26 protein-coding genes and 3 tRNA genes are annotated in these 25,106 nt (G+C 72.2%); 11 read left to right on the plus strand and 18 right to left on the minus strand.

Annotated elements, in window-relative coordinates:
* Positions 1 to 34: 34 nt before the first annotated feature.
* The 9 genes from lgt to ACE3QY_RS06670 all read right to left on the minus strand — a co-directional run bounded on the left by lgt (position 35) and on the right by ACE3QY_RS06670 (position 6,591).
* Positions 35 to 976 (minus strand): prolipoprotein diacylglyceryl transferase, encoded by a 942-nt coding sequence (lgt, locus tag ACE3QY_RS06630; RefSeq protein ID WP_374455217.1) that lies wholly within the window; start codon positions 974 to 976, stop codon positions 35 to 37.
* An 8-nt stretch (positions 977 to 984) separates the two neighbouring features.
* Positions 985 to 1,584, minus strand: a complete 600-nt coding sequence (locus ACE3QY_RS06635; protein ID WP_374455218.1) for an SCO family protein — start codon at positions 1,582 to 1,584, stop codon at positions 985 to 987.
* Positions 1,577 to 2,377 (minus strand): tryptophan synthase subunit alpha, encoded by an 801-nt coding sequence (gene trpA, locus ACE3QY_RS06640; protein WP_374455219.1) that lies wholly within the window; start codon positions 2,375 to 2,377, stop codon positions 1,577 to 1,579. The genes ACE3QY_RS06635 and trpA overlap by 8 nt, the downstream gene beginning before the upstream one ends.
* Entirely contained in the window at positions 2,374 to 3,666 is a 1,293-nt protein-coding gene (gene trpB, locus ACE3QY_RS06645; protein WP_374455220.1) for a tryptophan synthase subunit beta, read from the minus strand. Before trpB ends, trpA begins: the two co-directional genes overlap by 4 nt.
* Positions 3,663 to 4,454: an indole-3-glycerol phosphate synthase TrpC gene (gene trpC / locus ACE3QY_RS06650; RefSeq protein WP_374455221.1), complete on the minus strand. Its 792-nt coding sequence runs from the start codon at positions 4,452 to 4,454 to the stop codon at positions 3,663 to 3,665. Before trpC ends, trpB begins: the two co-directional genes overlap by 4 nt.
* Before the next feature lie 90 nt (positions 4,455 to 4,544).
* Positions 4,545 to 4,745 (minus strand): HGxxPAAW family protein, encoded by a 201-nt coding sequence (locus ACE3QY_RS06655; protein WP_374455222.1) that lies wholly within the window; start codon positions 4,743 to 4,745, stop codon positions 4,545 to 4,547.
* A gap of 43 nt (positions 4,746 to 4,788) precedes the next feature.
* The gene (locus ACE3QY_RS06660) at positions 4,789 to 5,415 is read right to left on the minus strand and encodes a Trp biosynthesis-associated membrane protein (protein ID WP_374455223.1); all 627 of its coding nucleotides are present in this window, start codon (positions 5,413 to 5,415) and stop codon (positions 4,789 to 4,791) included.
* Entirely contained in the window at positions 5,408 to 5,764 is a 357-nt protein-coding gene (gene hisI, locus ACE3QY_RS06665; RefSeq protein ID WP_374455224.1) for a phosphoribosyl-AMP cyclohydrolase, read from the minus strand. The genes ACE3QY_RS06660 and hisI overlap by 8 nt, the downstream gene beginning before the upstream one ends.
* Positions 5,761 to 6,591 (minus strand): aminotransferase class IV, encoded by an 831-nt coding sequence (locus ACE3QY_RS06670; RefSeq protein WP_374455225.1) that lies wholly within the window; start codon positions 6,589 to 6,591, stop codon positions 5,761 to 5,763. The genes hisI and ACE3QY_RS06670 overlap by 4 nt, the downstream gene beginning before the upstream one ends.
* A gap of 137 nt (positions 6,592 to 6,728) precedes the next feature.
* Here ACE3QY_RS06670 and ACE3QY_RS06675 point away from each other — a divergent pair.
* The 3 genes from ACE3QY_RS06675 (at position 6,729) to ACE3QY_RS06685 (ending at position 7,000) form a co-directional block, all read left to right on the plus strand.
* Positions 6,729 to 6,801: transfer RNA gene (locus ACE3QY_RS06675), tRNA-Gly, on the plus strand.
* A gap of 33 nt (positions 6,802 to 6,834) precedes the next feature.
* Positions 6,835 to 6,905: transfer RNA gene (locus tag ACE3QY_RS06680), tRNA-Cys, on the plus strand.
* Positions 6,906 to 6,925: 20 nt separating this feature from the next.
* A tRNA-Val gene (locus ACE3QY_RS06685) sits at positions 6,926 to 7,000 on the plus strand.
* 175 nt (positions 7,001 to 7,175) lie between these two features.
* Here ACE3QY_RS06685 and ACE3QY_RS06690 read toward each other — a convergent pair.
* The 5 genes from ACE3QY_RS06690 to ACE3QY_RS06710 all read right to left on the minus strand — a co-directional run bounded on the left by ACE3QY_RS06690 (position 7,176) and on the right by ACE3QY_RS06710 (position 14,098).
* Positions 7,176 to 8,798: a CHAP domain-containing protein gene (locus tag ACE3QY_RS06690; protein WP_374455226.1), complete on the minus strand. Its 1,623-nt coding sequence runs from the start codon at positions 8,796 to 8,798 to the stop codon at positions 7,176 to 7,178.
* 168 nt (positions 8,799 to 8,966) lie between these two features.
* The gene (locus ACE3QY_RS06695) at positions 8,967 to 10,073 is read right to left on the minus strand and encodes an SGNH/GDSL hydrolase family protein (protein ID WP_374455227.1); all 1,107 of its coding nucleotides are present in this window, start codon (positions 10,071 to 10,073) and stop codon (positions 8,967 to 8,969) included.
* 59 nt (positions 10,074 to 10,132) lie between these two features.
* Positions 10,133 to 11,074 (minus strand): formylglycine-generating enzyme family protein, encoded by a 942-nt coding sequence (locus tag ACE3QY_RS06700; RefSeq protein ID WP_374455228.1) that lies wholly within the window; start codon positions 11,072 to 11,074, stop codon positions 10,133 to 10,135.
* Between the two features lie 52 nt (positions 11,075 to 11,126).
* Positions 11,127 to 12,746, minus strand: coding sequence for an arylsulfatase (locus ACE3QY_RS06705; protein WP_374455229.1), 1,620 nt, complete (start codon positions 12,744 to 12,746; stop codon positions 11,127 to 11,129).
* Complete coding sequence (locus ACE3QY_RS06710; RefSeq protein WP_374455230.1) at positions 12,743 to 14,098, minus strand: MFS transporter; 1,356 nt, start codon at positions 14,096 to 14,098, stop codon at positions 12,743 to 12,745. The genes ACE3QY_RS06705 and ACE3QY_RS06710 overlap by 4 nt, the downstream gene beginning before the upstream one ends.
* A 142-nt stretch (positions 14,099 to 14,240) precedes the next feature.
* Here ACE3QY_RS06710 and ACE3QY_RS06715 point away from each other — a divergent pair, with 142 nt between their 5' ends.
* The gene (locus ACE3QY_RS06715; RefSeq protein ID WP_374455231.1) at positions 14,241 to 15,053 is read left to right on the plus strand and encodes an IclR family transcriptional regulator; all 813 of its coding nucleotides are present in this window, start codon (positions 14,241 to 14,243) and stop codon (positions 15,051 to 15,053) included.
* Here the strand turns inward: ACE3QY_RS06715 and ACE3QY_RS06720 are convergent.
* From ACE3QY_RS06720 to ACE3QY_RS06730, 3 genes are read right to left on the minus strand one after another with little or no spacing between them, the layout of a single operon-like run.
* Entirely contained in the window at positions 15,041 to 15,664 is a 624-nt protein-coding gene (locus tag ACE3QY_RS06720; RefSeq protein ID WP_374455232.1) for a hypothetical protein, read from the minus strand. The two genes, ACE3QY_RS06715 and ACE3QY_RS06720, sit on opposite strands and share 13 nt — an antisense overlap.
* A 1-nt stretch (position 15,665) precedes the next feature.
* The gene (locus ACE3QY_RS06725; protein ID WP_374455233.1) at positions 15,666 to 16,754 is read right to left on the minus strand and encodes a TrkA family potassium uptake protein; all 1,089 of its coding nucleotides are present in this window, start codon (positions 16,752 to 16,754) and stop codon (positions 15,666 to 15,668) included.
* 2 nt (positions 16,755 to 16,756) lie between these two features.
* A complete protein-coding gene (locus tag ACE3QY_RS06730) occupies positions 16,757 to 17,722 on the minus strand; it encodes a YihY/virulence factor BrkB family protein (RefSeq protein ID WP_374455234.1) in 966 nt (321 codons plus the stop codon).
* 85 nt (positions 17,723 to 17,807) lie between these two features.
* On the opposite strand from ACE3QY_RS06730, the gene ACE3QY_RS06735 reads away from it, so the two are divergent.
* The 3 genes from ACE3QY_RS06735 (at position 17,808) to ACE3QY_RS06745 (ending at position 20,978) form a co-directional block, all read left to right on the plus strand.
* Positions 17,808 to 18,872 carry a matrixin family metalloprotease gene (locus ACE3QY_RS06735; protein WP_374455235.1) on the plus strand — a complete coding sequence of 355 codons (1,065 nt, stop codon included), beginning with the start codon at positions 17,808 to 17,810 and terminating at the stop codon, positions 18,870 to 18,872.
* Between the two features lie 37 nt (positions 18,873 to 18,909).
* Positions 18,910 to 20,547, plus strand: a complete 1,638-nt coding sequence (locus ACE3QY_RS06740) for an acyl-CoA dehydrogenase family protein (protein ID WP_374455236.1) — start codon at positions 18,910 to 18,912, stop codon at positions 20,545 to 20,547.
* Between the two features lie 116 nt (positions 20,548 to 20,663).
* Entirely contained in the window at positions 20,664 to 20,978 is a 315-nt protein-coding gene (locus ACE3QY_RS06745) for a hypothetical protein (RefSeq protein WP_374455237.1), read from the plus strand.
* Between the two features lie 5 nt (positions 20,979 to 20,983).
* Here ACE3QY_RS06745 and pgm read toward each other — a convergent pair whose 3' ends face one another.
* Positions 20,984 to 22,627 (minus strand): phosphoglucomutase (alpha-D-glucose-1,6-bisphosphate-dependent), encoded by a 1,644-nt coding sequence (pgm, locus tag ACE3QY_RS06750; RefSeq protein ID WP_374455238.1) that lies wholly within the window; start codon positions 22,625 to 22,627, stop codon positions 20,984 to 20,986.
* Between the two features lie 132 nt (positions 22,628 to 22,759).
* Between pgm and ACE3QY_RS06755 the strand changes: the two genes are divergently transcribed.
* Genes ACE3QY_RS06755 through ACE3QY_RS06770 form a run of 4 tightly spaced genes read left to right on the plus strand, consistent with a single transcriptional unit; the run spans position 22,760 to position 25,078 of the window.
* A complete protein-coding gene (locus ACE3QY_RS06755) occupies positions 22,760 to 23,110 on the plus strand; it encodes a YciI family protein (protein WP_374455239.1) in 351 nt (116 codons plus the stop codon).
* Positions 23,111 to 23,121: 11 nt separating this feature from the next.
* Positions 23,122 to 23,481, plus strand: coding sequence for a YciI family protein (locus ACE3QY_RS06760; RefSeq protein WP_374455240.1), 360 nt, complete (start codon positions 23,122 to 23,124; stop codon positions 23,479 to 23,481).
* A complete protein-coding gene (locus ACE3QY_RS06765; protein ID WP_374455241.1) occupies positions 23,478 to 23,834 on the plus strand; it encodes a YciI family protein in 357 nt (118 codons plus the stop codon). The genes ACE3QY_RS06760 and ACE3QY_RS06765 overlap by 4 nt, the downstream gene beginning before the upstream one ends.
* Before the next feature lie 14 nt (positions 23,835 to 23,848).
* Positions 23,849 to 25,078: an RNA polymerase sigma factor gene (locus tag ACE3QY_RS06770; RefSeq protein ID WP_374455242.1), complete on the plus strand. Its 1,230-nt coding sequence runs from the start codon at positions 23,849 to 23,851 to the stop codon at positions 25,076 to 25,078.
* The last annotated feature ends 28 nt before the right edge of the window (positions 25,079 to 25,106 follow it).

Consider the following 25,106-nt stretch of genomic DNA (forward strand, 5'->3'; position numbering starts at 1 on the left):
TATCACCGGTGACAGGCGCCCGGTGCGCGCCGTTTCAGGCCGTGGGACCGGCGGTCTCGCGCTCGTCGGCGCCGCCGGACCCGTCCGTCCCCTCCGCCTCGGCCTCGTCGCCGGGCTCGGGCTCGGGGTCGCGGGTGCGCACGACCTCCTCGCGACCCGGGTGCCGCCTCGCCGACCACACGAAGAACAGCGCCGCCAGGACGAACAGGACGATCGAGGTCCACACGTTGAGGCGCAGGCCGAGGACGTCGTCCATCTGCACGTCGTCGATGCGCAGGTTCTCGATCCAGCCGCGACCGGCGGTGTAGAGCATCACGTAGAGCGCGAGCACCCGGCCGTGGCCGAGCCGGAACCGCCGGTCGAGCCAGACCAGCAGGGCGAACGCGGCCAGGTTCCACAGGCACTCGTACAGGAACGCCGGGTGGTACGTCGCCACGTCGAGGTACTGGCTGGGGCGGTGGGCGACGTCGATCTCCAGGCCCCACGGCAGGTCGGTCGGGCGGCCGAAGAGCTCCTGGTTGAACCAGTTGCCCCAGCGGCCCATCGCCTGCGCCACGAGCACGCCGGGCGCCAGGGCGTCCAGGAGCGGGAGCAGCTTGATGCCGCGCAGCCGGGCGAAGATCCACACCCCGAGCGCGCCGAGCGCGATCGCGCCCCAGATGCCGAGGCCGCCGCGCCAGACGTACAGCGCCGTGACCGGGTTCTTGCCCTCGCCGAAGTAGAGCTCCCAGTCGGTGATGACGTGGTAGAGCCGGCCGCCGACGAGGCCGAACGGGACCGCCCAGATGGCCAGGTCGCTCACCTCGCCGGGCTCGCCGCCACGGGCGACCCAGCGCTTCTCCCCCAGCCAGATCGCGAAGACGATGCCGGCGATGATGCACAGCGCATAGGCACGGACCGGCACGGGGCCGAGGTGCCACACACCCTCGGCGGGGCTGGGGATCGAGAGCAGGGTCACCAGGGGGGACGCGAACATGGTGAGCATCATCCTTCGTCGAGCAACACGGTGACGTCGTGGGCCAGCTGTGCCTGGGAGACGTCGTAGTCCCAGAACATAGGCGTCTCGTCGTCGGCGTCGACGGCCATCACCTGCGTGCCGTGGGTGACGTCGTAGCCGCCGCTGGGCAGCTTCTCCCCCTGCTCGATGCCGATCGCCATGCTCCGACCGACCTCGATGATGTCGTCGAGGTCGCCGGTGAGGCCGATGATGCTCGGGTCGTAGCGCTCGACGTAGCCCGCCACGGCCTTCTCGGTGTCGCGCGCCGGGTCGGTCGTCACGAAGACCACGTCGAGCCGGTCCTTCTGCTCGTCGTCGAGCCGGGAGAGCGTCCCGGCCAGCGTGGCCATCACCTGTCCGCAGATGTCGGGGCAGTTGATGTAGCCGAAGAAGACGAGGGTGAGGTCCTTGTCCGTGTCCTCGGTCAGGCTGTAGGGGTCGCCCGCCGTGTCGACGAGCGGCGTCGCGGACACCTCGAACGGCGGGTCCAGCTCGGTGCCGGTCAGCTGCGCCGGCGCCTCGGTGCCACCACAGGCGGCGACCAGGCCGAGCAGCGAGACGGCCAGCAGGGTGCGGGCACTACGCACGGCGTACGCCCTCGGCGAGGTCGGCGGTGAGCGCGCGGAGCGCCTCGAGCCCGGCGGCCTCGTCGTCCGGGTGGTCGAGCAGGGCACGCACGAAGGCCGAGCCCACGATCACGCCGTCGGCGTAGCCGGCGACCTCGGCGGCCTGGTCGCCGGTGCTGACGCCGATGCCGACCGCGACCGGGACGTCGCCAGCGGCACGCACCCGGCCGACCAGCGGGCCGGCGAGGTCGGAGGTGGACTCGCGGGCGCCGGTGACGCCCATGACGGCGGCCGCGTAGACGAAGCCGCGGCTCGCGGCCGCGGTCATCGCGACCCGCTCGTCGGTGGAGCTGGGCGCGACGAGGAAGACCTTGTCGAGGTCGTGCGCGTCGGCCGCGGCGATCCACTCCGTCCCGTAGTCGGGCGTGATGTCGGGCGTGATGAGGCCCGCTCCCCCGGCCGCGGCCAGGTCGGCGGCCCACCGCTCCACGCCGTAGCGCTCGACGGGGTTCCAGTAGGTCATCACCAGGGTCGGCACACCGGTCTCGGCGACCGCGCGGACCACGTCGAGCACGTCGCGCGTGCGCACGCCGCCGTCGAGCGCCTGCTGCGCCGCGGCCTGGATGGTGGGTCCGTCCATCACCGGGTCGCTGTAGGGCAGACCGATCTCGATGGCGTCGCAGCCCGCCTCGACCATCGTGCGCATCGCCCTGATCGAGCCGTCGACGCTCGGGAACCCGGCCGGGAGGTAGCCGATCAGCGCGGCCCGGTCCTCCGCGCGCGCCTTCTCGAACGCGGCACTCGTCGACGTCACTGCGCGGCCTCTTCCTCGATCTGCTCCAGGTCCGCGTCGGGGCCGAGGTCGGCGTCACCGAGCCCGAACCACTCGATGGCCGTGCCCATGTCCTTGTCGCCGCGACCGCTCAGGTTCACGATGACCGTCGCGTCGGGGCCCTTCTCCTGACCCAGCCGCTTGGCGACCTCCAGCGCACCGGCCACCGCGTGGGCGGACTCGATGGCCGGGATGATCCCCTCCGTGCGGCTCAGCAGCGCCATCGCGTCCATCGCCTCGGCATCCGTCACGGGCGTGTACGACGCCCTGCCGGACGCGGCCAGCCACGAGTGCTGCGGGCCGACGCCGGGGTAGTCCAGGCCGGCCGAGATCGAGTGCGACTCGATGGTCTGGCCGTCCTCGTCCTGGAGGACGTAGGTGCGGGCGCCGTGCAGCACCCCGGCCTCGCCCGCGTGGATGGTCGCCGCGTGGCGGCCCGTCTCGACGCCGTCTCCCCCGGGCTCGAAGCCGTGGATCTCCACGCCGTCGTCCTCGAGGAAGGCGGTGAACAGCCCGATCGCGTTGGACCCGCCGCCGACGCACGCCGCGACGGCGTCCGGCAGCACGCCGTACTGCTCGAGGCACTGGGCGCGCGCCTCGTCGCCGATGCCGCGGCAGAAGTCGCGCACCATGCTCGGGAACGGGTGCGGGCCGGCCGCGGTGCCGAAGAGGTACGCCGTGTGGTCGACGCTCGCCACCCAGTCGCGCAGCGCCTCGTTGATGGCGTCCTTGAGCGTCGCGCTGCCGGACTCGACCGGCACCACCTTCGCGCCGAGCAGCTGCATGCGGGCGACGTTGAGCGCCTGGCGTCGGGTGTCGACGGCGCCCATGTAGACAGTGCAGTCGAGGTCGAACCACGCCGCGGCCGTCGCGCTGGCCACGCCGTGCTGGCCCGCACCGGTCTCGGCGATCACGCGGGTCTTGCCCATCCGCTTGGTGAGCAGCGCCTGGCCCAGCACGTTGCGGATCTTGTGGGCGCCCGTGTGGTTGAGGTCCTCGCGCTTGAGCAGCACCCGGGCGCCGACGGTCTCCGACAGCCGCTCGGCGTGGTAGAGCCGGCTCGGCGTGCCGGCGTAGTCGCGCAGGACCCGCTCGAACTCGGACACGAAGGACTCGTCGGCCATCGCCTCCTGCCACGCCACCGTCAGCTCGTCGAGCGCGGCGACGAGGGCCTCGGGCATGAAGCGCCCGCCCCACGTCTCACCGAAGTAGCCGCGCTCGTCGGCCTCGTAGCGCATCGGACCACCTGGCAGGGTCTGGCCGTGGCTCATCGGGACGTCACTCCTGTCATCGTTCGTACGGCGGCCTCCGGGTCGCCGTCCTTGACCAGCGCCTCGCCGACCAGCACCGCACCCGCGCCCTCGTTCACGAAGCGCTGCACGTCGGCGACGCCGGTGATGCCGCTCTCGGCGACCTTGACCACGTCGGCGTGGATCTGGGGCGCGAGGCGGCCGAACACGTCGGGGTCGACCTCGAGGGTCTTGAGGTTGCGGCTGTTGACGCCGATCAGTTCGGCGTCGAGCGCGAGGGCCCGCTCGACCTCGGGCTCGTCGTGGACCTCGACCAGCACCGTGAGCCCGAGCTCGCCGGCCTCCTCGTGGAGGCGGCGCAGGGTGTCGTCGTCGAGGGCGGCGACGATGAGCAGCGCGAGGTCGGCACCCGCGGCCCGCGCCTCGACGAGCTGGTAGGTCTCGACGATGAAGTCCTTGCGCAGGATCGGCGTCTCGACCGCGGCCCGCACCGCCCGCAGGTCGGCCAGGCTGCCGCCGAAGCGGCGCTCCTCGGTGAGCACCGAGATCGCCGCGGCCCCACCCCGGGCGTAGGCCTGGGCGAGCTCGGCCGGGTCGGGGATGTCGGCAAGGGCGCCCTTGCTCGGGCTGCGGCGCTTGACCTCCGCGATCACGCTCGAGCCCCGGGCGCGGAAGTGCGGCATCGGGTCGCGCGGCGCCGGTGCATCGGCGAGGTGCGCGAGCAGGTCGGACAGCGGGAGGGCCGCCTCGCGGCGCGCGAGGTCCTCCCGCACCCCGGCGACGATGTCGTCGAGAACGGTCGCAGGCATGGACTCAGCCTCTCACCCGGGACCAGCCGGTGCGGGGCCGGTGCCCAGTGGTCGGACCGGTCGACCCGGTCCTCGATCAGTGGTGCCGGCTCAGTGGTCGGAGGTGTTGAAGCCGAGCCTGGCCAGCACGAGGAACAGCGGGAACGCCACGACGGCGACGATGATGCCGATCCAGAGGAGCGTCATCTGCGCCGGCGTCTGGAGCAGGGCGACACTGCCGATCACGAAGCCGAGCATCGCGACCGCCACCGCGGTCCAAGCAGCGGGGGTGTTGCCGTGGCCTGACGCCATGGTGGGGTGCTCCTTCGTCGAACCGGATCGTTGCGCGCTGAGTCTAGGCGGTCGGGTCGCGGCCCTCGTCGAGGGCCTTCCAGATGTCGATGTTCTCGGTCGGGACGTCGCCGCCGTCCGCCCGCTCGACGTCACCGCCCGAGGTCGGCGCGTCGTACTTCGTGCCCATCTCGGGCCACGACGGCACCAGGCGGACGGCAGCCAGCGTCGTCACCACGCAGAGCACGGCGCCGACGAGCGCTGCGGCGTACCAGCCCGTGAAGCCCGTGCTGACGGTGTCGGCCCCGGACAGCTCCTGGAGCGCGTCGCCGAGCTTGGCAGGCAGGCTCCAGAAGGCCTCGACGGTCACGACGACGAGCCCGAGCGCGGCGACGAGGGCGAGGACGGTGACCGCCCGGCGGAACCGGCCGCGCGTGACGAGCACGACGCCCCAGCACGCCAGCACCACGAGGGCCAGTGCGAGCGCGAGCGGCGACTCGCTCGCCCCGTTGGCCGCCAGGGTCGACACCATCGCCTGGTTGTCATCCGATGCGGTGTCGAAGGCGCCGGAGCTGCCGGCGACCCAGGACTTCCCGCCGGCCACGGCCGCGAGCGTGCCGGCCAGCAGCCCGAGCAGGACGACCGGCCCGAAGGAGCCCCGGCGCCGGTCCGTCGGAGCGGCCTCAGCCATCGACGCGGTGGACGAGGTCGGCGTCGAAGCAGGTGTGGTCGCCGGTGTGGCAGGCCGCGCCGACCTGGTCGACCACGAAGAGGAGGGTGTCGCCGTCGCAGTCGAGGCGGATCTCCTTGACCCACTGGACGTGGCCGGAGGTGTCGCCCTTGACCCAGTACTCGCGGCGCGAGCGCGACCAGTACGTCGCCCGGCCGGTGTCGATGGTGCGGGCGAGTGCCTCCTGGTCGACCCACGCGAGCATCAGCACCTCGCCCGAGCCGTGCTGCTGCACCACGACGGGGACCAGGCCCTCGGCGGTCGGGTGGAGCCGGGCGGCGAGGGCGGGGTCGAGGGAAGGACCGGTCATGGCTCCATCGTCTCAGCCTCGCGGGCGGCCCACGTCTTCGCGCACCACTCGGTGACAGGCCCGGGCGCCGGGAGCTCCCGGTCGTCCCACTGCGAAACAGCCTGCACGTCGCGAGTCGTCGAGGCCAGGAAGACCTCGCTCGCGGACGCCAGCACGTCGGCCAGCGGCTCGTCGACCTCGCGGGCGCCGCACCACTCCACGACCAGGGCGCGGGTCACCCCGGCGAGGCAGCCGGAGGCGAGGGTGGGCGTGCGGAGCTCGCCGTCCACGACGTAGAAGACGTTGGATCCCGTGCCCTCGCAGAGGTTGCCGGCGGTGTTGGCGAAGACCGCCTCGGTGCCCCCGCGCTCGGTGGCATGGGCCAGCGCGATCACGTTCTCGGCGTACGACGTGGTCTTGAGGCCCGCGGTGGCGCCGTGCTCGTTGCGGGTCCACGGGACGGTGACGACCGTCGTGGCGGGCGCGGGGTGGGTGATCGCGCTGTAGGCCACCGCCAGGGTGGGCGGTCCGCCACCGCGACCGGAACCCATCGGGTGCGGTCCGGCGGTCCAGGTGATGCGCAGCCGGCCCATCGGGTCGCCCTCCGCGCCGTCCTCCAGCACCGCCTCCACCCCCTGGCGTACGACGTCGAGGTCGGGGTCGGGGAGACCGAGGCCGGCGGCCGAGCGGGCCAGCCGGTCCAGGTGGCGCGTCAGGGCGAACGGCACCCCGTCGATGGTCTTCACGGCCTCGAAGACCCCGTCGCCCACGGTGAATCCATGGTCGGTGACCGCGATGGCTCCCTGGGTCGGATCGGTCAGCAGGTCACCGTTGAGCCACGCGCGCATGGCGTCACTCTAGGGGTGCCGCACCCGCTCCCCGGGCCGCGCGAACACGCCAGTGGGGGGCCGATTTTGGCGCCGGTGAACCCATGGGCTACTGTTCCACTCGCGCTTCGGGCCGGGAAACCGGACGGGAGTCGCAAGCGGACGTAGCTCAGTTGGTAGAGCGCAACCTTGCCAAGGTTGAGGTCGCGAGTTCGAGCCTCGTCGTCCGCTCGGAGAGGTCTCCCCCAAGTCGTGGGCCTCCACGGTGGGTTGGCCGAGAGGCGAGGCAACGGACTGCAAATCCGTCTACACGGGTTCAAATCCCGTACCCACCTCGCACCACACAACTCAACACGGGCGATTGGCGCAGCGGTAGCGCGCTTCCTTGACACGGAAGAGGTCACTGGTTCAAACCCAGTATCGCCCACCACACAGCTCGAGGGCCGGTCTCATGGAGACCGGCCCTCGAGCCATTTCCGGGTCGCGGCCCGGCGTTGCCACCGCTGCCCGCACCCCGGGGCCGGACACGTGTCCGAGGTGTCGCCCTCACACCGCCCGCCCGAGGGCGAGAAGTCGGACACGTTTCCTCTGTTGTCTGCGCGAGGTCAGCGCTTGCTCTTCGTCACCGTCACCGTCGAGCGCGAGATCCCCGGCTGGACGACGTCGGTCCCGGCGTAGCGCACGACCATGGGCCTCTTGCCCGGGCGGAGGTCGCGGACCACGAGGTGGGCCTTCCCGTCCACGACCTGGCCCTCGACCGTCCGGTTGCCGATGCTGACGGTGATCGCGCCGGCCGGCTTGCGTGCGCCCAGCGCCTTCACGCGGACGTCGACGATGACGCGTCCCCGCTTGACCTCGGGACGGACCCGCAGCTCAGGGACCGTCGTGACGACGGACGCCACGCCGAGCGTCTCGGTCGTGGCCCGGAAGTGGCGGCGCTCCAGCGTGACCTCGACCGTGAGGCTGTGGCCGAGGTCGCCCTTGCGGACCGTGTAGGTGGGGTTCGTGGCCTTGGGGATGCGCTTGCCGTTGCTGAGCCACTGGTAGGTCGCGGTCGCGTCCTTGGGCCGGGTCTGACCGACCTTGGCGACGAGCCGGCTTCCGACCTGGGCCTTGCCCCTGATCTTGGACGGCGTCGTGAAGGTCACCGGCTTGGCGAGGACAGCCGTGGTCGCCGGCGCGTTCGACCGCGACTTCAGGTAGGCCTTGGAGCTGGCCGTGACCCGTGCGCTGATCTGCTTGCCGATGTGGTCCCGCGTGAGGGTCAGCGTCCCGCCGGTGGCTCCGTCGAGCGGCTCGCCGTCGGCGTACCACTGCGTCGTCGCCTTGGCGGGCTGCGGTGCCCAGGCTGAGGGCGTGAGGGTCAGCGTCGAGCCGACCTGCGGCTCACCCTGGATGGTCGGCTGCTGGGTCTGCTGGAAGGTGCCGGGAGCGACCGGAGCGGTGGCCAGTGAGGCCTTCCCGGGGGCGTAGCCGTCCAGCTGCGCGGTCACCTGCGCCGTCAGGGTCTTGCCCTTGACGTCGGGCGTGGGGACGTACGCCGGCGCGGTCGCGCCGGGAATGGCCGCGCCGTCCGCCAGCCACTGCACGGTGACGCTGGTGGGCGAAGGTGACCACGCACCCGTCGCCACCTCCAGCTGCGAGCCCACGGCGGCCGACCCGGCGATGGTGGGCGCCGTCGTCGGCGCGACCACGCGGTCGTTGAAGTGGATGAAGCCGCTCGGCCAGCCGCCTCCGGTCTTGGTGATGCGGCGCCAGTAGAAGTCGCCGCCCCAGTAGTCCTCGGAGACGATGATCTCGGTGTCGGAGACGACCTGCTCCACGTAGGCGACGTGGCCGGCCGAGCCGGCAGGGGTCACGTGCGGCTTGTACCAGGCGACGGAGCCCACGGCGGGGGTCTGGTCGGTGATGCCGGCCATCGCGACGCCCCAGTTCGACGCGTTCCCATCGCCCTGCCACGGCCGGACGTTGGGCATGCCCGACTGGATCAGCCGGTACGCCACGTAGTTGGTGCAGTTGTGCCCCGCGTACATCTTCCAGTACATCGTGCCGGAGGCCTGCCGGTAGCCGGCGTTGCCGTACCCCGCAGCGGCGCACCCTTGGTAGCCCGAGCACAGGTACGTCGAGGAGGTGAGGGTGATCCGCCCGGCCGTGCTCGGCATCGCGAGCAGGAGGAGGACGACCACGCCGATGAGCAGCTTCGCCGTGCCCAGGACCCGTCGCACCACGTCCCGACGGGTCGTCTGGGGCGTGAGGGGCTTCCGGGACGCATGGTGCGTTTGTGACTGATGGGGCACGAGAAGCGATCGTAGGAGGCAAATGTCAAGGGCGCCACGCCGATGGACGAAGAACAATTGTGTAATTCGTCCGGCCCCGCGTGCGGCGTGACCTGGGTCTCAGCCGACCCGGGTGACGCCGGCGCGGCGCACCCGGACCTTGACCTTCTTCCAGGCGCTGGTCCCGCCAGGGCCGAGGGAGCGGACCGAGCAGGTCCGGGCTTCCGCGCGAAGCACGGCTCGGGTGCTTCGCAGACGGGTGCTCCGCGGGCCGCACCGGACGCGGTAGGCATCGGCGCGGGCCGCCCTGCGCCAGGTCACGACGACGCGCGAGCCGGTGCGCCGGGCGCTGACGTGCCGCGGCGTCGACGGGGCGGCCGCCACCTGGGTGGCCGGAGGTGCGAAGGGCACCGTGGTCGGCGGTGCCGAGGGGCTCGCCGGGGGCGGCGGCACCTCGATCGGCGTGGAGCCCCCGCCGAGCAGCTCGTGCACGGCGGTGCCCATCATCTGGGCGATCTTGGCCTGTCCGGAGACGTTGGGGTGGACGTAGTCGTAGGAGTCGCCCGCCTGCGTGTAGGGCGCGGTCATCGTGGCGACCGAGATCCGCGACTCGGCGGTGCCCAGCTCGGCCGCGAGGTCACCGAGCATCGCGTTGAACGCGGTGACCTCGCCGTCGTAGAGCCAGGTGTAGGGAAGCCTGCCGATGACGAAGTCGACGTCGGGCCGCACCGACCGTGCCTCGGCGATCCACGTCCGATAGCTGGCGATCAGCTCGGCCGGTCCCTGGTCGGCGTCGGAGAGGTCGTTGATCCCCCACAGCGACACGATGACGTCGGGCTGCTGCTCCTGCACCTGCGGGGCGAAGGGCACGTAGAACCAGTTGTTGTGCTCCCCCAGCCGGCCGCCGTACCAGGCGCCGTGGTCCTGGTCGAAGTCCGGCTCGGCGTAGGCGTCGGCACCGGAGTAGTCCCAGTCGAACGTGCCGTCCGGGTGGTAGTAGAACGGCCCGCGCCGCGGACCGACGAGGTCGACCCGGTCCCCCGCGTCCTGCAGCGCGTGCCAGAAGAAGTAGCGCCAGGTCACGTCGCCCTTGTAGCCCTGGGTGACCGAGTCGCCGACGACCATCACCCGCGTCGGGTCGTCGGCGTGCGCGACGAGCGGCGTGCTGGTGACGGACGCGGAAGCGACGACGGCAGCGGCGAGGCCGTGCGCGAGCGTGCGAAGCATGGTGGTTCCCCCGGGGTGACGCGAGTGCACGCCGATCGTAGGCGATCGATGGCGGGCGGTCAGTCGTTCCCCGACGGTGGCGGCTGGCCCGCAGCGGTGCGGAAGCCGGTGTGGCTCGTGGTCGAGTCGGGGGCGTTGCCCGTGCGAGCGGACACCCGGTAGCGGTTGCAGTACGAGTCGTGGCACAGGTGCGATCCGCCACGCATCACCCGCTCGTGGCCGGCGGTCGGGCCGGTGGGATCGGTGCGCGCGTGCTCGTCCACGCGAGCCCACGCCGGGTCGAACCAGTCGCCGCACCACTCCCACACGTTGCCGACGCACTGGTGCAGGCCGAAGCCGTTCGCTGCGAACCAGGTCGCCGGTGCCGTCCCGGCGAAGCCGTCGGCCGCCTCGTCGTGCTCGGGGAACGTGCCGTGCCAGATGTTGCAGCGGTGCTCGCCGTCGGGCATCAGCTCGTCGCCCCACGGGTAGCGCGCGCCCTCGAGGCCACCGCGGGCGGCGTACTCCCACTCGGCCTCGGTCGGCAGCCGTCGGCCCGCCCACGCGGCGTACGCGGCCGCGTCGTGCCAGGACACGTGCACGACCGGGTGGTCGAGCCTCTCGGCGATGCTGGAGCCCCGGCCCTGCGGTGAGGTCCAGGTGGCACCCGCGACCGCGCTCCACCACGGGAGGTCGATCGGCGAGGACGCCAGCACGTGCCCCTGCGCGTCCGGGTGCACGTGGCCGGCGAACACGAACGACCACCCCAGGCGCTCGGCGGTGGTCAGGTGCCCGGTCGCGGCGGCGAAGGCGGCGAACTGGGCGTTGGTGACGGTGTGCACGTCGATCGAGAAGGCCGACACCGTCACCGCCCGGACCGGCCCCTCGCCGTCCTCGGTGCGCGCGTCGGGGCCGTCGTCGCCCATGGCGAAGGTGCCCCCGGGGAGGCGTACGTCGCGGTGGCGTGCCGACCCTGACGGCGTGCCGGCGACTGCGATCCCCTGTGTCGCAGTCGCCCGCACGCCCGCACCCGGGCCGCCGGAGGGCGGCGGCGCGCAGCAGGACCCGCCCACGTCACTCCTCCGGCAGTCCGTGCCCGCGCTGCGCGTAGAGCTCGAGCACCTTCTCGCGCGGGATGACCCCGCACCGGTCCGCCCACGCCTGCCAGGCGTCCGCGAGCGTTGCGACCACGTCCGGGTGCTCTGCCGCGAGGTCCCTGAGCTCGGTGCGGTCGGCGTCGATGTCGTAGAGCTCCCAGGCGCCGCGGTGCTTCCTGACCAGCTTCCACGCCCCACGGCGCACGGCGCAGTTGCCCTCGTGCTCCCAGAACAGGTCGCGGTCCTCGGCCGGCGCCGCACCGCGGAGCGCTCCGAGGAGGCTGACGCCCTCCATCGGCGGCACGTCCTGGCCGTTGCGCTGCGCGGGATAGCGCGCTTGCGCCACCTCCGCGATGGTGGGGAGGACGTCCACGAGCTGGCTCGGCACCCGGCACAGCGACCCGTCGGTCGGGAGGCCGGCCGGCCAGTGCGCGATGAACGGGGTGGAGATGCCGCCCTCGTGGACCCAGTGCTTGTACTCCCGGAACGGGGTGTTGGACAGGTTGGCCCACGCCCGGCCGTAGGACATGTAGGTCGACTCCGGACCGGGTCGCAGGGACGGGTCGTTGCCCGGGACCACCGGCTCGCCCTCGCGGGTGGTCTCCTGCAGGGGCACGAACGCGGTCACGAACTCACGCGCGCCGTCACCCGGCGGCATCTCCTCGGCGCACCCGCCGTTGTCGGACAGGAACACCACGAGGGTGTTGTCGAGCCGCCCCGTGCGCTCGAGCTGGTCGAGGACCCGCCCGATGCCCTGGTCCATCCGGTCCACCTGGGCGGCGTACGTCGCCATGCGGGACGCCTCCCACTCGCGGTCGACCGTCTCCGCCCACGCGGGGACGCGCTCGTCGCGCGGCGTCAGCGACCAGGACGCGTCGATGATCCCCTCCTTGACGAGCCGCTCGAGCCGCTCCTCGCGGAGCTGGTCCCAGCCAGCGTCGAAGCGGCCGGCGTAGGTGGCGATGTCCTCCTCGTGGGCGTGCAGCGGCCAGTGCGGCGCGGTGTAGGCGAGGAACAGGAAGAACGGGTCCTCGCCCCGCTGCTCGTGGTGCTCGGCGAGGAAGTCGACGGCCGTGTCGGAGATGGCGTCGGTGTAGAACCACCCGGGCGCCTCGGCCTCGTGCTCGACGTTGGTCTCCTGCCGCACGAGGGTGCGGGGCCGGTAGAACGAGCCCGCGCCCTCGAGAGTGCCGAAGAAGCGGTCGAAGCCGCGGCGCGTCGGCCATGCGGGGTTGGGGGTGTCCATGTCGACGGCGAGGTGCCACTTGCCGGAGAGGTACGTCGCGTAGCCGGCGTCGCGGCACACCTCCGCGACCGTCGCGCACTCCTCGCTGAGGTTCCCGGGGTAGCCGTCGGGGGCGTCGTCGAAGTTGAGGATGCCGATCCCGACCTGGTGCGGGTGCAGACCGGTGAGCAACGACGCGCGCGACGGGCTGCACCGCGCGGTGTTGTAGAACTGCGTCATCCGGACACCGCCGGCCGCGAGCCGGTCCAGCGACGGTGTCCGCACCTCGCCGCCGTAGGACGCGATGTCGGAGAAGCCCATGTCGTCGGCCAGGATCAGCAGGACGTCCGGCCGGGTGTCGGTGCCCGTCATCGCGCCGCCCGGCTGTCGTACGCCGATGCGTCACGCAGGTCGCGCCGGTGCGTCTCCGGGAGGAAGAACACCGAGACCAGCGAGATCGCGGCCATGACCATCACGTAGACCGCGACCGGCCAGACCGAGCCGCTCCAGGCGCTGACCAGCGAGGTGCCGATCAGCGGGGCGACGGCGCCGGTGGGGATGACGCCGATCTGGTAGACCGCGCTCATGCCGGAGTAGCGCACCCGCGTCGGGAAGACCTCGGCGAACATCGCGCCCTCGGGCCCGAACATGATGCAGGCCGCGAGCCCCCATCCGATGACGACGCCGAGGGTGATCAGGACGGCGTTCTCGGTGTTGACCAGCGCGAAGATCGGCACGGCGCTGACGAGCGCGAGCCCGGCGCCGGTGGCGAAGACCGGGCGGCGGCCGACGCGGTCGGAGACGTGCCCGGCCACGAGGATCGTGGCGAAGCCGACGACGGCGGCCACGAGCAGCGCGTCGAGCACCACCGACGCGTCGAGCCCGAGCACCTTCACGGTGTAGGTCACGAGGAACGCGTTGTAGATGTTGAAGGTGACGCTCTCGCTGACCCGGGCGCCCATCGCGAGCAGGGTGACCTTCGGGTGGTTGCGGAAGACCTCCACGAGCGGCAGCGCCGCCTGGGCGTCGGCATCCTCGATCTCGCGGAAGGCCGGCGGCTCGTCGATCTTGAGCCGGATCACCAGGCCCACGGCGACCAGGACGATCGACACGAGGAACGGGATGCGCCAGCCCCAGGACTCGAAGGACTCGTCGGGGAGCTGCGTCACTGCGGTCACCGCGAGGGTGGAGGTCAGCAGGCCGATCGGCACGCCGAGCTGCGGCCACGACGAGAACCAGCCGCGCCTGCCGTCGGGTGCGTGCTCGACGCAGAGGAGGACGGCGCCGCCCCACTCGCCGCCGAGGCCGATGCCCTGGAGCATGCGCAGCGCGAGCAGCAGCATCGGTGCGGCGACCCCGATGGCGGCGTAGTTGGGCAGCAGTCCCATCGCGAAGGTGGACAGGCCCATGATCAGCATCGTGAGCACCAGCATCTTCTTGCGGCCGATGCGGTCGCCGAAGTGGCCGAAGACGAACCCGCCGAGCGGCCGCGTGACGAAGCCGGCGGCGAACGTGGCGAAGGAGATCATGGTGCCGACCAGCGGGTCGAAGGTCGGGAAGAACTGCCCGTTGAACACCAGCGCGGCCATGGTCCCGTAGAGGAAGAAGTCGTACCACTCCACCACCGAGCCGAGCAGGCTCGCCGCGGCCACCCGCCGGATCTCCTTCTCGTCGCGTGCGGTGCCCTCCGGTGCCGCGACGGCGGTCGTAGCCGGCTGTGCCATGTCGTCTCCTGCCTTGCCATGTGTCCCATTCAATGGGACAGTGATCCCTGAAGTGGGACACCGCGGGCCAGTGTTCGGGCGCCGTCGCCCCCGTGTCAAGGAGTGCCTGCTTTCCCCTCCCACCGATCCGAGGAGTTCCCGCGTGGTCCTGTCACCCACCTCGAGCCGGACCGAGGAGCGGGGTGCACTGCGGCGGGCGGTCGCCGTGCTCGACGTGCTCGCGGCCGACACCGCGCCGCCGAGCGTGCGCACGATCGCCGAGGTCACCGGCCTCTCGAAGTCCGCCGTGCAGCGCCTCCTGGCCGACCTCGAGGCGGTCGACCTCGCGGTGCAGGACCCCGCGACCCGCCGCTACCGGCTCGGGCCCCGCACCCTCGCCCTGGGCTCGGCCTACCAGCGCGGGCTCAGCCTCCACGCGGCGTCCATCGGCCCGATGACCGACCTCGCCGCGGAGGTGTCGGAGACCGTGGGGCTGTCGGTGGGCCGTGCGGACCGGCTCATCCACGTCGAGCAGGTGGAGCCGCAGCGGCGCCTCAGCGCCCGCTTCGACGTCGGCCGCCCGTTGCCGCTGTGGTTCGGCGCCCCCGCTCGCGTGCTGCTGGCCGAGCGGTCCGAGGACGAGATCTCACGGGTGCTCGAGGACCGGGAGAGCACCGACGTCGTCCCGGTGAACCCTCCTGCGGCCGACGAGCTGCGCCGCGCGGTCGAGGACGTACGACGCACCGGGCACGCGCGCGCGTTCGAGGAGACGATCGAGGGCGTCCACACCGTGTCCGTCGGGGTGCGCGGCGCACAGCGTGAGCTGGCCGCCGTCCTGTCCGTCACCGCTCCCGCCGAGCGACTCTCGTCGCGACGGATGGACGAGCTGCTCCCCTTGCTGCAGGAGGCGGCCGCCACCATTGCCGGGCGACTGGGCTACCGCGGCCCGTCGGCCGCTGCGGCTCAGAACTCGTAGCCGAACTCGCGGATCGTCCGCGCGAACCGCTCGGCGACGATCTCGGCGTCACCGGGGCCGTAGAGCTCCCGGTAGTGCGGGCCGTTGCCCTGCTTGGCGTGCGGCAGGTCGAGGTCGATGCCGAGCCGGTCGGAGACCTCGGCCACCGCGGCCGGCAGGTCCTCGTAGCGGTAGACGCGGTCCACGACGACGCGGCCACCCAGCCGGTAGAGCCGCTCGTTGAGGGCCAGGCGGTCCAGCCGCCGGGGGGTGCGCACGAACTCGGCGAAGGTCTTGGTGAAGGTCGGCTTGCGTGCGCTGTAGCGGTAGGAGGAGGCGACGACGTCGTAGGGGTTCCGCTCGACCGCGAAGGTGAAGTAGTCGTCCCAGGTCTCGCGGCCGATGACCTGGATCACCCGGCGCGCGCCCATGTGGGCGTACGAGCTGGGGTCGGTGTCGTCGTTCTGGGGACCCACTCCCCCGGCGGCACGCCGCAGCTCCTCGTCGTCCGGGCTGATCCGGGTGACGATGTCGTCGGGGCCGCAGTGGCGCGAGAGCGCGATCTCCAGGCTGGTGCCGGCGGTCTTGCGGGTCTTGACGAAGACGAACCGGTGGGCGTGCGACGCGATCACGTCAGTCGTCGTCCTCGGCCAGCTCCTCGCCGTGGGTGCCGGGGCGCGGCGCCCACGGCAGCTCCTTGGCCGGTCGGACGACGATGAGCCGGTCGCCGCGGGCCAGCAGGGAGACCACCGGGTCGAAGTAGCGGTAGACCTTCTCGTCGCGGATGACCGCGATGACCTGGTCGGGCAGCCGCTGCGGCTGCTTGCCCACCTCGTTGACGAGCAGGTCGCGCTCGGCGACCTCGAGGCCCTCGCCGTAGGTCATCAGGTCCTCCATCACCGAGCCGAGCATCGGCGACATCGACGACAGGCCGAGCAGGCGGCCGACCGCGTCGGAGGAGGTGATGACGGAGTTGGCGCCGGACTGCCGCATCAGCGGGACGTTCTCCTGCTCACGGACCGCTGCCACGATCCAGGCGTCGGGGTTGAGCTGGCGCACCGTCAGGGTGACGAGCACGTTGGAGTCGTCGCGGTCGGTGGTGATGATGACGTGGGTCGCCTTCTCGACGCCGGCCTGGCGGAGCACGCCACGCCGGGTCGCGTCGCCGGCGATGCCGACGAGCTGGTCGCGGTTGGCCTCGCTGAGGGCGACGGGCCCCGGGTCGACCACGACGATCGCGGACCGGTCGTAGCCGTTGTTCACGAGGGTGTCGATCGCGCTGCGGCCCTTGGTGCCGTAGCCGATGACGACGACGTGCTGGTCCATCTTCTTCCTCCACCGGGCGACCCGGAACATCTCGCGTCCCTGGGAGGCGAGGACCTCCAGGGTGGTGCCGATCAGCAGGACCAGGAAGGCGATGCGAGCCGGGGTGATCACCAGGGCGTTCACCAGGCGCGCCTGGGCGTCGGCCGGCGCGATGTCGCCGTAGCCGGTCGTGCTGAGCGTGACGGTCGTGTAGTAGAACGCGTCGAGGAGCGTCAGCTGCCGCTCGGGGTGCGCGTTGTCGCGGTAGCCCTCGCGGTCGAAGTAGACCAGCAGCACGGTGCCGACGAGGATCGCCAACGCCAGCAGCAGCCGGCGGCCGAGCTCCCACCACGGCGACCTCGCGCGCTCGGGCAGGGACACCCGGCCCACGCTGGGGTGGTTGCTCGCGGCTTGCACGGTCAGGAGTCTCGCACGGTGATCCGGTCCCGCAGGCGCTGCACCAGCTCGAGTCGGGCGCTGGTGGTGCTCTTCTGCGGGAAGACGGTGTCGAAGGCGGCGTTGACGGCCGCGCCGATGAGCACGGCGAGGGCGAGGAGGTAGAGCCAGAGCAGCACCGCGATCGGTGCGGCCAGCGGCCCGTAGATCGACCGCGACTCGGCCGCGGTGACTGTCAGCACCCACCGCAGGACGTACGAGCCCGCGATCCAGCAGAACAGCGCGAACGCCGCTCCGGGCAGGTTGAAGCTCCAGCTGGTCCGCACCGGGACGGACACGTGGTAGAGCGTGGCGAGGAAGCAGATCGAGATCGCCAGCACCACCGGCCAGTAGAGGCCGTTGAGGAAGTCCAGGCGTTCGGGCAGGAGCCGGTCCACCAGCGTGGGCCCGGCCACCACGAGCGGCAGGCTCACGGCTCCGGTGACCATCGCGAGGACGTAGAGGACGAACGACAGGGCGCGGGTCGCGACGATCCCGCGGTGGCCGCCGAGGCCGTGCATGATCGTGATGGTGTCGACGAAGACGTTGAGGGCGCGCGAGCCCGACCAGAGCGCGAGGATGAAGCCGATCGAGATCACGTCGTAGCGCCCGCCGTTGAGCACCTCGTTGATGGTCGGCTCGATGATCCGGTCGACCGCGCGGTCCGTCAGCGCCTGCCGGGAGATCTCGAGCACCGCGTTGCTGATGTCGTCGATCTGGGTCGCGGTGAAGCGGTCGCTGACGAAGCCGATCGCGCCGGCGAGCGCGAAGACGAGCGGCGGCACCGACAGCACGGCGAAGAACGCCGCCTCCGCGGCGAGGCCGGTCACCCGGTGCCGGAGGCAGGACCCGACGGTCGTGACGATGATGCGCCAGAGGTGGTCGCGCCCGCGGCGCGCGAGGGCCTCGACCCGGCGCCGGGCAGGGTGCTCCTCTCGCGCCTCGACCATGGGCGCCACGCTATCGACTGCCCTGCCACCCGAGGCGGACCCCGGCCGCGGGTTTCCCGGCTGCGTGCGTGGGTAGCGTCACTGCATGCGCCGACTCTCCCGCACACCTGTCCTGGCCGCCGTCGCGATGCTCGGCACGAGCGCCCTCACCGTCTCGCTCCTGGCCGCGCCCGCGGAGGCGGGACCACGCAAGACCCGCGTCTCGGCCAGCCTCAGCGCCACCGCGACCAACCCCGGCGAGGTCGTGACCCTCTCCGGGTGGGTCAAGGACAAGGGCAAGCAGAAGCGCAAGGTCGTCCTGGAGCAGAAGATCGCCTCCGGCTGGCGGACCATCGGCAAGACCAGGTCGGCCAAGGACGGCGGCTACGGCTTCACCGTGCCCACCACCTGGTTCTACTCCACCAAGCTGCGCGCGCGGGTCAAGCCGACCCGCAAGCACCGCGGCAAGGTCTCGCGGGCGCACAAGCTCAGCGTCGTGCCGGCCTACACCCCGCTCGGCTCCCCCGACTCGTGGGAGACGCTCGGCGAGTCCCGTGACCGGTGGAACCCCTGCCGCACCCTCACCTACGGCATCAACACCTCCCGCGCGACCCCCGACGCCGGCACCGTCTCGACCGGCATCCACAACACGATCGCCCTCGTCTCGCAGGCGACCGGCGTGCGGTTCAAGTTCGCGGGCGAGACCAGCTCCAACCCGCTCGACCGGAAGTGGAAGCGCAAGGACCCCGACATCATCTTCGGCTGGACCACCGACGCGGAGACCAAGCTCGATCTCGGCCCGACGACCGCGGCCCGGGGCGGCTACGACCGCACCCGCCGGGCCCGTGACGCCCGCGGCAAGCTCATTTGGGAGGCGATGGACGGCGGCGTGATCTACGACCTCACTGACACCGCGACGATGAACGCCACCGAGTTCCAGCAGCTCACCCTCCACGAGATGGGCCACGTGATGGGCCTGGGCCACGTGTCGGTCGCCGACCAGTACATGACGCCCGGCGTGGAGCTCTACTCCCTGCCGCTCGTCTACCAGGCCGGCGACCTCAACGGCTTCAGCAAGGTCGGGCTGCAGGCCGGGTGCACGAAGGTGGTGCGGTTCCACCGCAAGACGTCCCTCGAGCGGGTCGCACCCGTCGCCACCACCCTGGACTGAGCGACCTGGGGGCGCCCGACCGCCTACGGTGGGCGCCATGAGCGACCCGCACGACATCCGCCTCACCACCAACCAGGCGCCGCCCCTGGTGGGCCACAACGTGGTGACCTCCGACCTTGCGTTCACCGAGGCGCTGGCTCGACACGGCTCCACCGACCTCGTCGAGGACCTGACCCCGCTCGGGGCCGAGGCGGGCACGGATGAGGCCCGCGAGCACGGTCGGCTGGCGAACCGCCACCACCCCGAGCTGACGACGTACGACCGCTGGGGCAACCGGGTCGACGAGGTCGAGTTCCACCCGTCCTGGCACTGGCTGATGGAGCGCGCGGTGGGCCACGGCCTCCAGGCCGCGCCCTGGGAGTCGGACCGTCCGGACGCCCACCTGCGGCGCGCGGCAGGCTTCTTCGCCTGGTCGCAGACCGAGCCGGGGCACGGCTGCCCGATCTCGATGACGTACGCCGCCGTGCCGGCGCTGCGGGCCGACGACGCGATCGCCAAGGAGTGGACGCCGCTGCTGGCCGCCCGGTCCTACGACCCCGGCGTCCGGGCGCGCTCGGAGAAGACCGGCGCGCTCGCCGGGATGGGCATGACGGAGAAGCAGGGCGGCTCCGACGTGCGGGCCAACCAGACGCGGGCAGTGCCGACGTCGGAGGACGGCTGGTACACCCTCCACGGCCACAAGTGGTTCACCTCGGCACCGATGAACGACGTCTTCCTCGTGCTCGGGCAGACCGCCGGCGGCGTGACGTGCTTCGTCGTGCCGCGCGTGCTGGCCGACGGCACCCGCAACCGGATCGACGTGGTCCGGCTCAAGGACAAGCTGGGCAACCGGTCCAACGCGTCCAGCGAGCTCGAGCTCGACGGCACCCTCGCCCAGCGGCTCGGCGACGAGGGCCGCGGCGTGCGGACCATCATCGAGATGGTCGCCGCGACCCGGCTCGACTGCGTCCTCGGCTCCGCCGCGCTCATGCGGCACGCGCTCGCCGAGGCGTCGTGGCACGTCGCGCACCGGTCCGCCTTCGGTGGCCTGCTCGTCGACAAGCCGCTCATGCAGAACGTCGTCGCCGACCTCGCCGTGGAGTCCGAGGCTGCGACCGCGCTGGCCATGCGGCTCGCGGCGGCCGTGGACCGGGCCGACGACCCGCACGAGGCGGCGCTGCGGCGCATCGCGCTGCCGCTGGCGAAGTTCTGGGTCTGCAAGCGCACCCCGGCGATGGTCGCCGAGGCGCTGGAGTGCCTCGGCGGCAACGGCTTCGTCGAGGACTCGGGGCTGCCGCTGATGTTCCGCGAGTCGCCCCTGAACTCGATCTGGGAAGGCTCGGGCAACGTCAACGCGCTCGACGTGCTGCGCGCCCTCGGGCGCGAGCCGGAGGTGCTGCAGGCGTGGATCACGGAGGTCGGTGCAGCGCGCGGCGGCGACAGCCGGCTCGACCGGGCCGTCGACGACACGCTCGCCCTCCTCGGCGACACGTCCGGCCTCGAGGCCGGCGCGCGGCGCCTCGCCGGCCAGATGGCCGCCTGCCTCCAGGGCTCCCTGCTGGTGCGCTTCGCGCCGGCCGAGGTGGCCGACGCCTTCTGCGGCAGCCGCTTCGGGACGTCGTACGCCGGCACGTTCGGGATGCTGACCAGCGGCGACCTGCGGGCGGTCGTCGACCGCGCGACGCCGAGCACCTGAGCGGTCACATGGCCCATCTGGGCCATGTGACGTGGCCGATCAGTCAGGGAATCGCGAACGCGCCATGGCCACGTCGCGATCCCCGTATGGTCTGGACCAGTCAACGAGGGGGATGCATGGTCCAGGGAAGCACGCTGTTCACGGTCGGCACGCTGCTGCGCCATGCCCAGGACGCCGCCGCGCCGGTGCGGGTGCTGGTCTCGGGCACGTGGCTGGACGGCGTGATCGTGGGCGCCGACGGGCTCGGGGTCATCCTCGACGACGGCAACGGCCACCAGGTGCTGGTGCGCCTGGACTCCATCGTGGCCGTCAGCTTCTCGCGCTCGGCCATCGACGGTGACGACAGCGGTCCGGGCGAGTCGGACGACGAGGCGCGCGCCCACTGGGGTGGCACCCGCCAGCCGATCGAGGCCGGTCCGGTCGGGGGCTGAGCGCCTCACCCCAGCGCGTTGCTGACGACCTCGCGCGCCTCTGCCTGCACCTCGGCGAGGTGCTCGGGGCCGCGGAAGGACTCGGCGTAGATCTTGTAGACGTCCTCGGTGCCGCTCGGGCGCGCGGCGAACCACGCCGACTCGGTGGTCACCTTGAGGCCGCCGATCTTCGCGCCGTTGCCGGGTGCCTCGGTGAGCTTGCCGGTGATCTGCTCCCCCGCCAGCGACGTGGCGGCCACGTCGTCGGGCGAGAGCGCACCGAGCTTGGCCTTCTCCTCGCGGCTCGCCGGGGCGTCGATCCGGGCGTAGGCGGGGTCGCCGTGCTGCGCCACCAGGTCGCTGTAGTGCTGACTCGGGGTCCTGCCGGTCGCGCCGAGGATCTCGCTGGCCAGCAGCGCGAGCAGGATGCCGTCCTTGTCGGTGGTCCACGTCGAGCCGTCGCGGCGCAGGAAGGAGGCGCCGGCCGACTCCTCGCCGCCGAAGCCGAACGACCCGTCCATCAGGCCGGGCACGAACCACTTGAAGCCCACCGGCACCTCGACCAGCGGCTTGCCGATCGACTCGGCCACGCGGTCGATCATCGAGCTCGACACGAGGGTCTTGCCGATCCGGGTGTCGTCGGACCACCCGGGGCGCGCGCCGCCGAAGAGGTAGCCGATCGCGACCGCGAGGAAGTGGTTGGGGTTCATCAGCCCGGCGTCGGGCGTGACGATGCCGTGCCGGTCGGCGTCGGCGTCGTTGCCGGTGGCGATGGCGTACTCGTCCTTGCGACCCACCAGCGACGCCATCGCGTGGGGCGAGGAGCAGTCCATCCGGATCTTGCCGTCCCAGTCGAGCGTCATGAAGCGCCACGTGGGGTCGACCAGCGGGTTGACCACCGACAGGTCGAGGCGGTGGCGCTCGGCGATCTCGCCCCAGTAGGCCACGCTCGCGCCGCCGAGCGGGTCCGCACCGATGCGGACGCCGGCGTCGCGGACCACGTCGAGGTCGAGCACCTGCGGCAGGTCGTCGACGTAGGTGCCGAGGAAGTCGTAGGTGCCCACCGTGGCACGCGCCTTGGCGAACGCCACCCGGCGCACGCCCTCGATGTTGCCGCGGATCAGCTCGTTGGCGCGCGCGGCGATCACACTCGTCGCGTCGGAGTCGGCCGGGCCACCGTGGGGCGGGTTGTACTTGAAGCCGCCGTCCTGGGGCGGGTTGTGGGACGGCGTGACGACGATGCCGTCGGCGAGGCCCGCGCCCGTCGTACGCCCCTGGTTGGCGCGCAGGATCGCGTGGCTGACCGCGGGGGTCGGCGTGAAGCCGTCGCGGTCGTCGACCAGCACGGTCACGTCGTTGGCGACGAGCACCTCGAGCGCGGTCGCCCACGCGGGCTCGGACAGCGCGTGGGTGTCGCGTCCGATGAAGAGCGGGCCGTCGTAGCCCTGCTCCTTGCGGTAGTCGCAGATCGCCTGCGTGGTGGCGGCGATGTGGACCTCGTTGAAGGAGGTGTTCAGCGACGTGCCGCGGTGTCCGCTGGTGCCGAAGGCGACCTGCTGAGAGACGTCGTCGGGGTCGGGCTCGAGGTCGAAGTAGGCCGTCACGAGGTGGGACACGTCGACGAGGTCCTCGGTGCGGGCGGGCTGTCCTGCTCTCTCGTGGTTGGCCATGCCCCCATCTTGGTGCCCCGAGCGGCCTCCGTCGAGAAAGGCTCACCCCTGCTGTCGATCCGGGGCACGATCGTCCGTCAGAGTGGTGAGGCCGCAGACCGGCGGCCCGTCACACAAGGAGTTCACCGCGCGATGAGTCGCTACCTGATCCTGCTGCCCGCCCCCGAGGCCGACTGGGCCGACCTCCCGCCCGAGGAGCACGAGAAGGGCCACCGGTCCCACATCCAGTTCCAGGAGGACCTCACGGCCGGCGGCCACGAGCTGCTGGTCGCAGGGCCGCTCGAAGCGTCAGCGGACGCCACGTCGATGCGTCCGGACGGTGCGGGCGGCACGCTCGTGACCGACGGTCCCTTCACCGAGTCGGTGGAGCAGGTGGTCGGCTTCTACCTCGTCCGCTCGGACGACGAGGCCGACCTGCGCGCGGCGTGCGAGCGGTGGTCCAGCCGCGGCGAGCTCCTCGAGTTCCGCCGGATGGCGGAGTGAGGGAGACAGCGATGACCGACTACATCGTGCTGCTGCTGGGAGACACCGAGGCGTGGTGGGACACGCCCGAGGCAGAGAAGAAGGCGACCTACGAGGTGCACGGCCGCTTCACCGAGGAGCTGGAGAAGCGCGGTCACACCGTCATCGGCGGCGCCGAGCTGCCGCGAGCCTCGGAGGCGAAGTCGCTGGCGCCCTACTCCGACGTCGTCACCGACGGGCCGTGGACCGAGACGACCGAGCAGCTCGGCGGCTACTACGAGGTCCGCACCGACGACCTCGACGACCTGATGCGGGTGTGCACGATCCTGTCCGCGACCGGTGACGCGGTCGAGGTGCACCGCAAGCTCACCGGCGAGGAGGTCACGTCGTGAAGTACCTCGTGCTGCTGATCGGCGACGGCGCGGAGAAGCCGTGGCCCGAGCAGACGGAGGCCGAGCAGGCGGCTGCGATGGCGAAGTTCGGTGAGTTCGACGCGGCCTGCCGGGCGCGCGCGGGCGTCGAGCTGCTGGCCGGCGAGGCGCTCTCCGACCCGCGCGACGCCACCGTGATGCGGACGACCGCGGGCGGGGTCCAGCTGACCGACGGGCCCTACGCCGAGGTGATCGAGGGCATGGGTGGGTTCTACCTGCTCGAGGCTCCCGACCTCGACGTCGTCGTCGAGCTGCTGCAGGTGCTGCCGCCGTACGACATCCAGATCCACCCGACCGTCGACGTCACCCTCTGAGGCGACCCCACGGCATGCAGCAGCTCGAGGAGGTCGTGCGGGACGAGTGGGGCCGACTGGTGGCCCTGCTCCTGTCGCAGTTCCGCCGGCTCGACCTCGTCGAGGACGCGCTCGGTGACGCCGTCGAGGCGGCCAGCCGCACCTGGCCGGTCGACGGCGCTCCCGACAAGCCCGCCGCCTGGCTGCTCACCGCCGCGCGGCGGCGGGTGGTCGACCGGCTCCGCACCGAGGACGTGGCCCGGCGCAAGGAACCGCTGCTGCGCACCGACGCCGAGCAGCACCAGGAAGGAGCGCGCACCATGGCCGACGCCGGCAGCCTGATCGAGGACGACGTCCTGCGCCTGGTGCTGATGTGCGCGCACCCGGCGCTGGCGCCGGAGTCCGCGAGCGCGCTGAGCCTGCGGCTCGTGCTCGGCGTGCCGACGGCCGACATCGCGCGGCTGTTCCTCGTGCCCGAGCCCACCATGGCCGCCCGCATCACCCGCGCCAAGAAGCGCATCGTCGGGGCCGGCATCCCCTTCGCCGTGCCCGACGCGAGCGTGCTGCCCGACCGCCTCGACCTCGTCGCCCAGACCGCCTACCTCGCCTTCACCGCGGGCTACTCCCCCGGCACCGGCCCCGACCTGCTGCGGGCCGAGACCTCCGGCCAGGCGATCCGGCTGGTGCGCGTCGTGCTCGGGCTGCGTCCCGACGAGCCCGGCCTGGTCGCGCTGCTGGCGCTGATGCTCCTCCAGCACTCCCGGCGCGATGCGCGGGTCCGCGACGGCCGGCTGGTGCTGCTCTCCGACCAGGACCGCGGCAGGTGGCACCACGACGAGGTCGCCGAGGCCACCCGGCTGCTCGCGAGTCCCTGCCTCGCGGGACCGCTCTCGCCCCTCGCGGCGTCGTACGTCCTGCAGGCGCGGGTCGCCGTCGAGCACGCGACCGCGCCGGCCGCTGCGGACACGCGCTGGGACCGCATCGTGAGGTGGTACGACCTGCTGCTGCAGGTGGCGCCGTCGCCGTCAGCCCGGCTGGCCCGCGCCGTGGCCGTCGCCGAGGACCGCGGCACGGCAGCCGGTCTCGCCGCGCTCGACGGGATCGACATCCCCGACAGCCACCGCCCCGCAGCGGTGCGGGCCGAGCTGCTCTCGCGCGCCGGTGACGTCGACGCCGCGCGGGCGGCGTACGACCAGGCGATCGCGGCCTGCCGCAACGACGTCGAGCGGGACTTCCTCGAGCGACAGCGAGAGGAGCTGGGCTGAGCCTCGAGCGCCAGCGAGACGCGCTCTG

It is taken from the genome of Nocardioides sp. (genome assembly GCF_041913365.1).
Taxonomy (GTDB): domain Bacteria; phylum Actinomycetota; class Actinomycetes; order Propionibacteriales; family Nocardioidaceae; genus Nocardioides.

What these genes read in the sequence shown, in the direction of transcription:
- lgt (WP_374455217.1), bottom strand. Translation starts at nt 976, where the DNA reads ATGTTCGCGTCCCCCCTGGTGACCCTGCTCTCGATCCCCAGCCCCGCC.
- ACE3QY_RS06730 (WP_374455234.1), bottom strand. Translation starts at nt 17,722, where the DNA reads ATGGTCGAGGCGCGAGAGGAGCACCCTGCCCGGCGCCGGGTCGAGGCC.
- ACE3QY_RS06695 (WP_374455227.1), bottom strand. Translation starts at nt 10,073, where the DNA reads ATGCTTCGCACGCTCGCGCACGGCCTCGCCGCTGCCGTCGTCGCTTCC.
- ACE3QY_RS06660 (WP_374455223.1), bottom strand. Translation starts at nt 5,415, where the DNA reads ATGGCTGAGGCCGCTCCGACGGACCGGCGCCGGGGCTCCTTCGGGCCG.
- pgm (WP_374455238.1), bottom strand. Translation starts at nt 22,627, where the DNA reads ATGGCCAACCACGAGAGAGCAGGACAGCCCGCCCGCACCGAGGACCTC.
- ACE3QY_RS06705 (WP_374455229.1), bottom strand. Translation starts at nt 12,746, where the DNA reads ATGACGGGCACCGACACCCGGCCGGACGTCCTGCTGATCCTGGCCGAC.
- ACE3QY_RS06655 (WP_374455222.1), bottom strand. Translation starts at nt 4,745, where the DNA reads ATGGCGTCAGGCCACGGCAACACCCCCGCTGCTTGGACCGCGGTGGCG.
- ACE3QY_RS06740 (WP_374455236.1), top strand. Translation starts at nt 18,910, where the DNA reads ATGAGCGACCCGCACGACATCCGCCTCACCACCAACCAGGCGCCGCCC.
- trpB (WP_374455220.1), bottom strand. Translation starts at nt 3,666, where the DNA reads ATGAGCCACGGCCAGACCCTGCCAGGTGGTCCGATGCGCTACGAGGCC.
- hisI (WP_374455224.1), bottom strand. Translation starts at nt 5,764, where the DNA reads ATGACCGGTCCTTCCCTCGACCCCGCCCTCGCCGCCCGGCTCCACCCG.
- ACE3QY_RS06670 (WP_374455225.1), bottom strand. Translation starts at nt 6,591, where the DNA reads ATGCGCGCGTGGCTCAACGGTGACCTGCTGACCGATCCGACCCAGGGA.
- ACE3QY_RS06735 (WP_374455235.1), top strand. Translation starts at nt 17,808, where the DNA reads ATGCGCCGACTCTCCCGCACACCTGTCCTGGCCGCCGTCGCGATGCTC.
- trpC (WP_374455221.1), bottom strand. Translation starts at nt 4,454, where the DNA reads ATGCCTGCGACCGTTCTCGACGACATCGTCGCCGGGGTGCGGGAGGAC.
- ACE3QY_RS06710 (WP_374455230.1), bottom strand. Translation starts at nt 14,098, where the DNA reads ATGGCACAGCCGGCTACGACCGCCGTCGCGGCACCGGAGGGCACCGCA.
- ACE3QY_RS06745 (WP_374455237.1), top strand. Translation starts at nt 20,664, where the DNA reads ATGGTCCAGGGAAGCACGCTGTTCACGGTCGGCACGCTGCTGCGCCAT.
- ACE3QY_RS06755 (WP_374455239.1), top strand. Translation starts at nt 22,760, where the DNA reads ATGAGTCGCTACCTGATCCTGCTGCCCGCCCCCGAGGCCGACTGGGCC.
- ACE3QY_RS06760 (WP_374455240.1), top strand. Translation starts at nt 23,122, where the DNA reads ATGACCGACTACATCGTGCTGCTGCTGGGAGACACCGAGGCGTGGTGG.
- ACE3QY_RS06770 (WP_374455242.1), top strand. Translation starts at nt 23,849, where the DNA reads ATGCAGCAGCTCGAGGAGGTCGTGCGGGACGAGTGGGGCCGACTGGTG.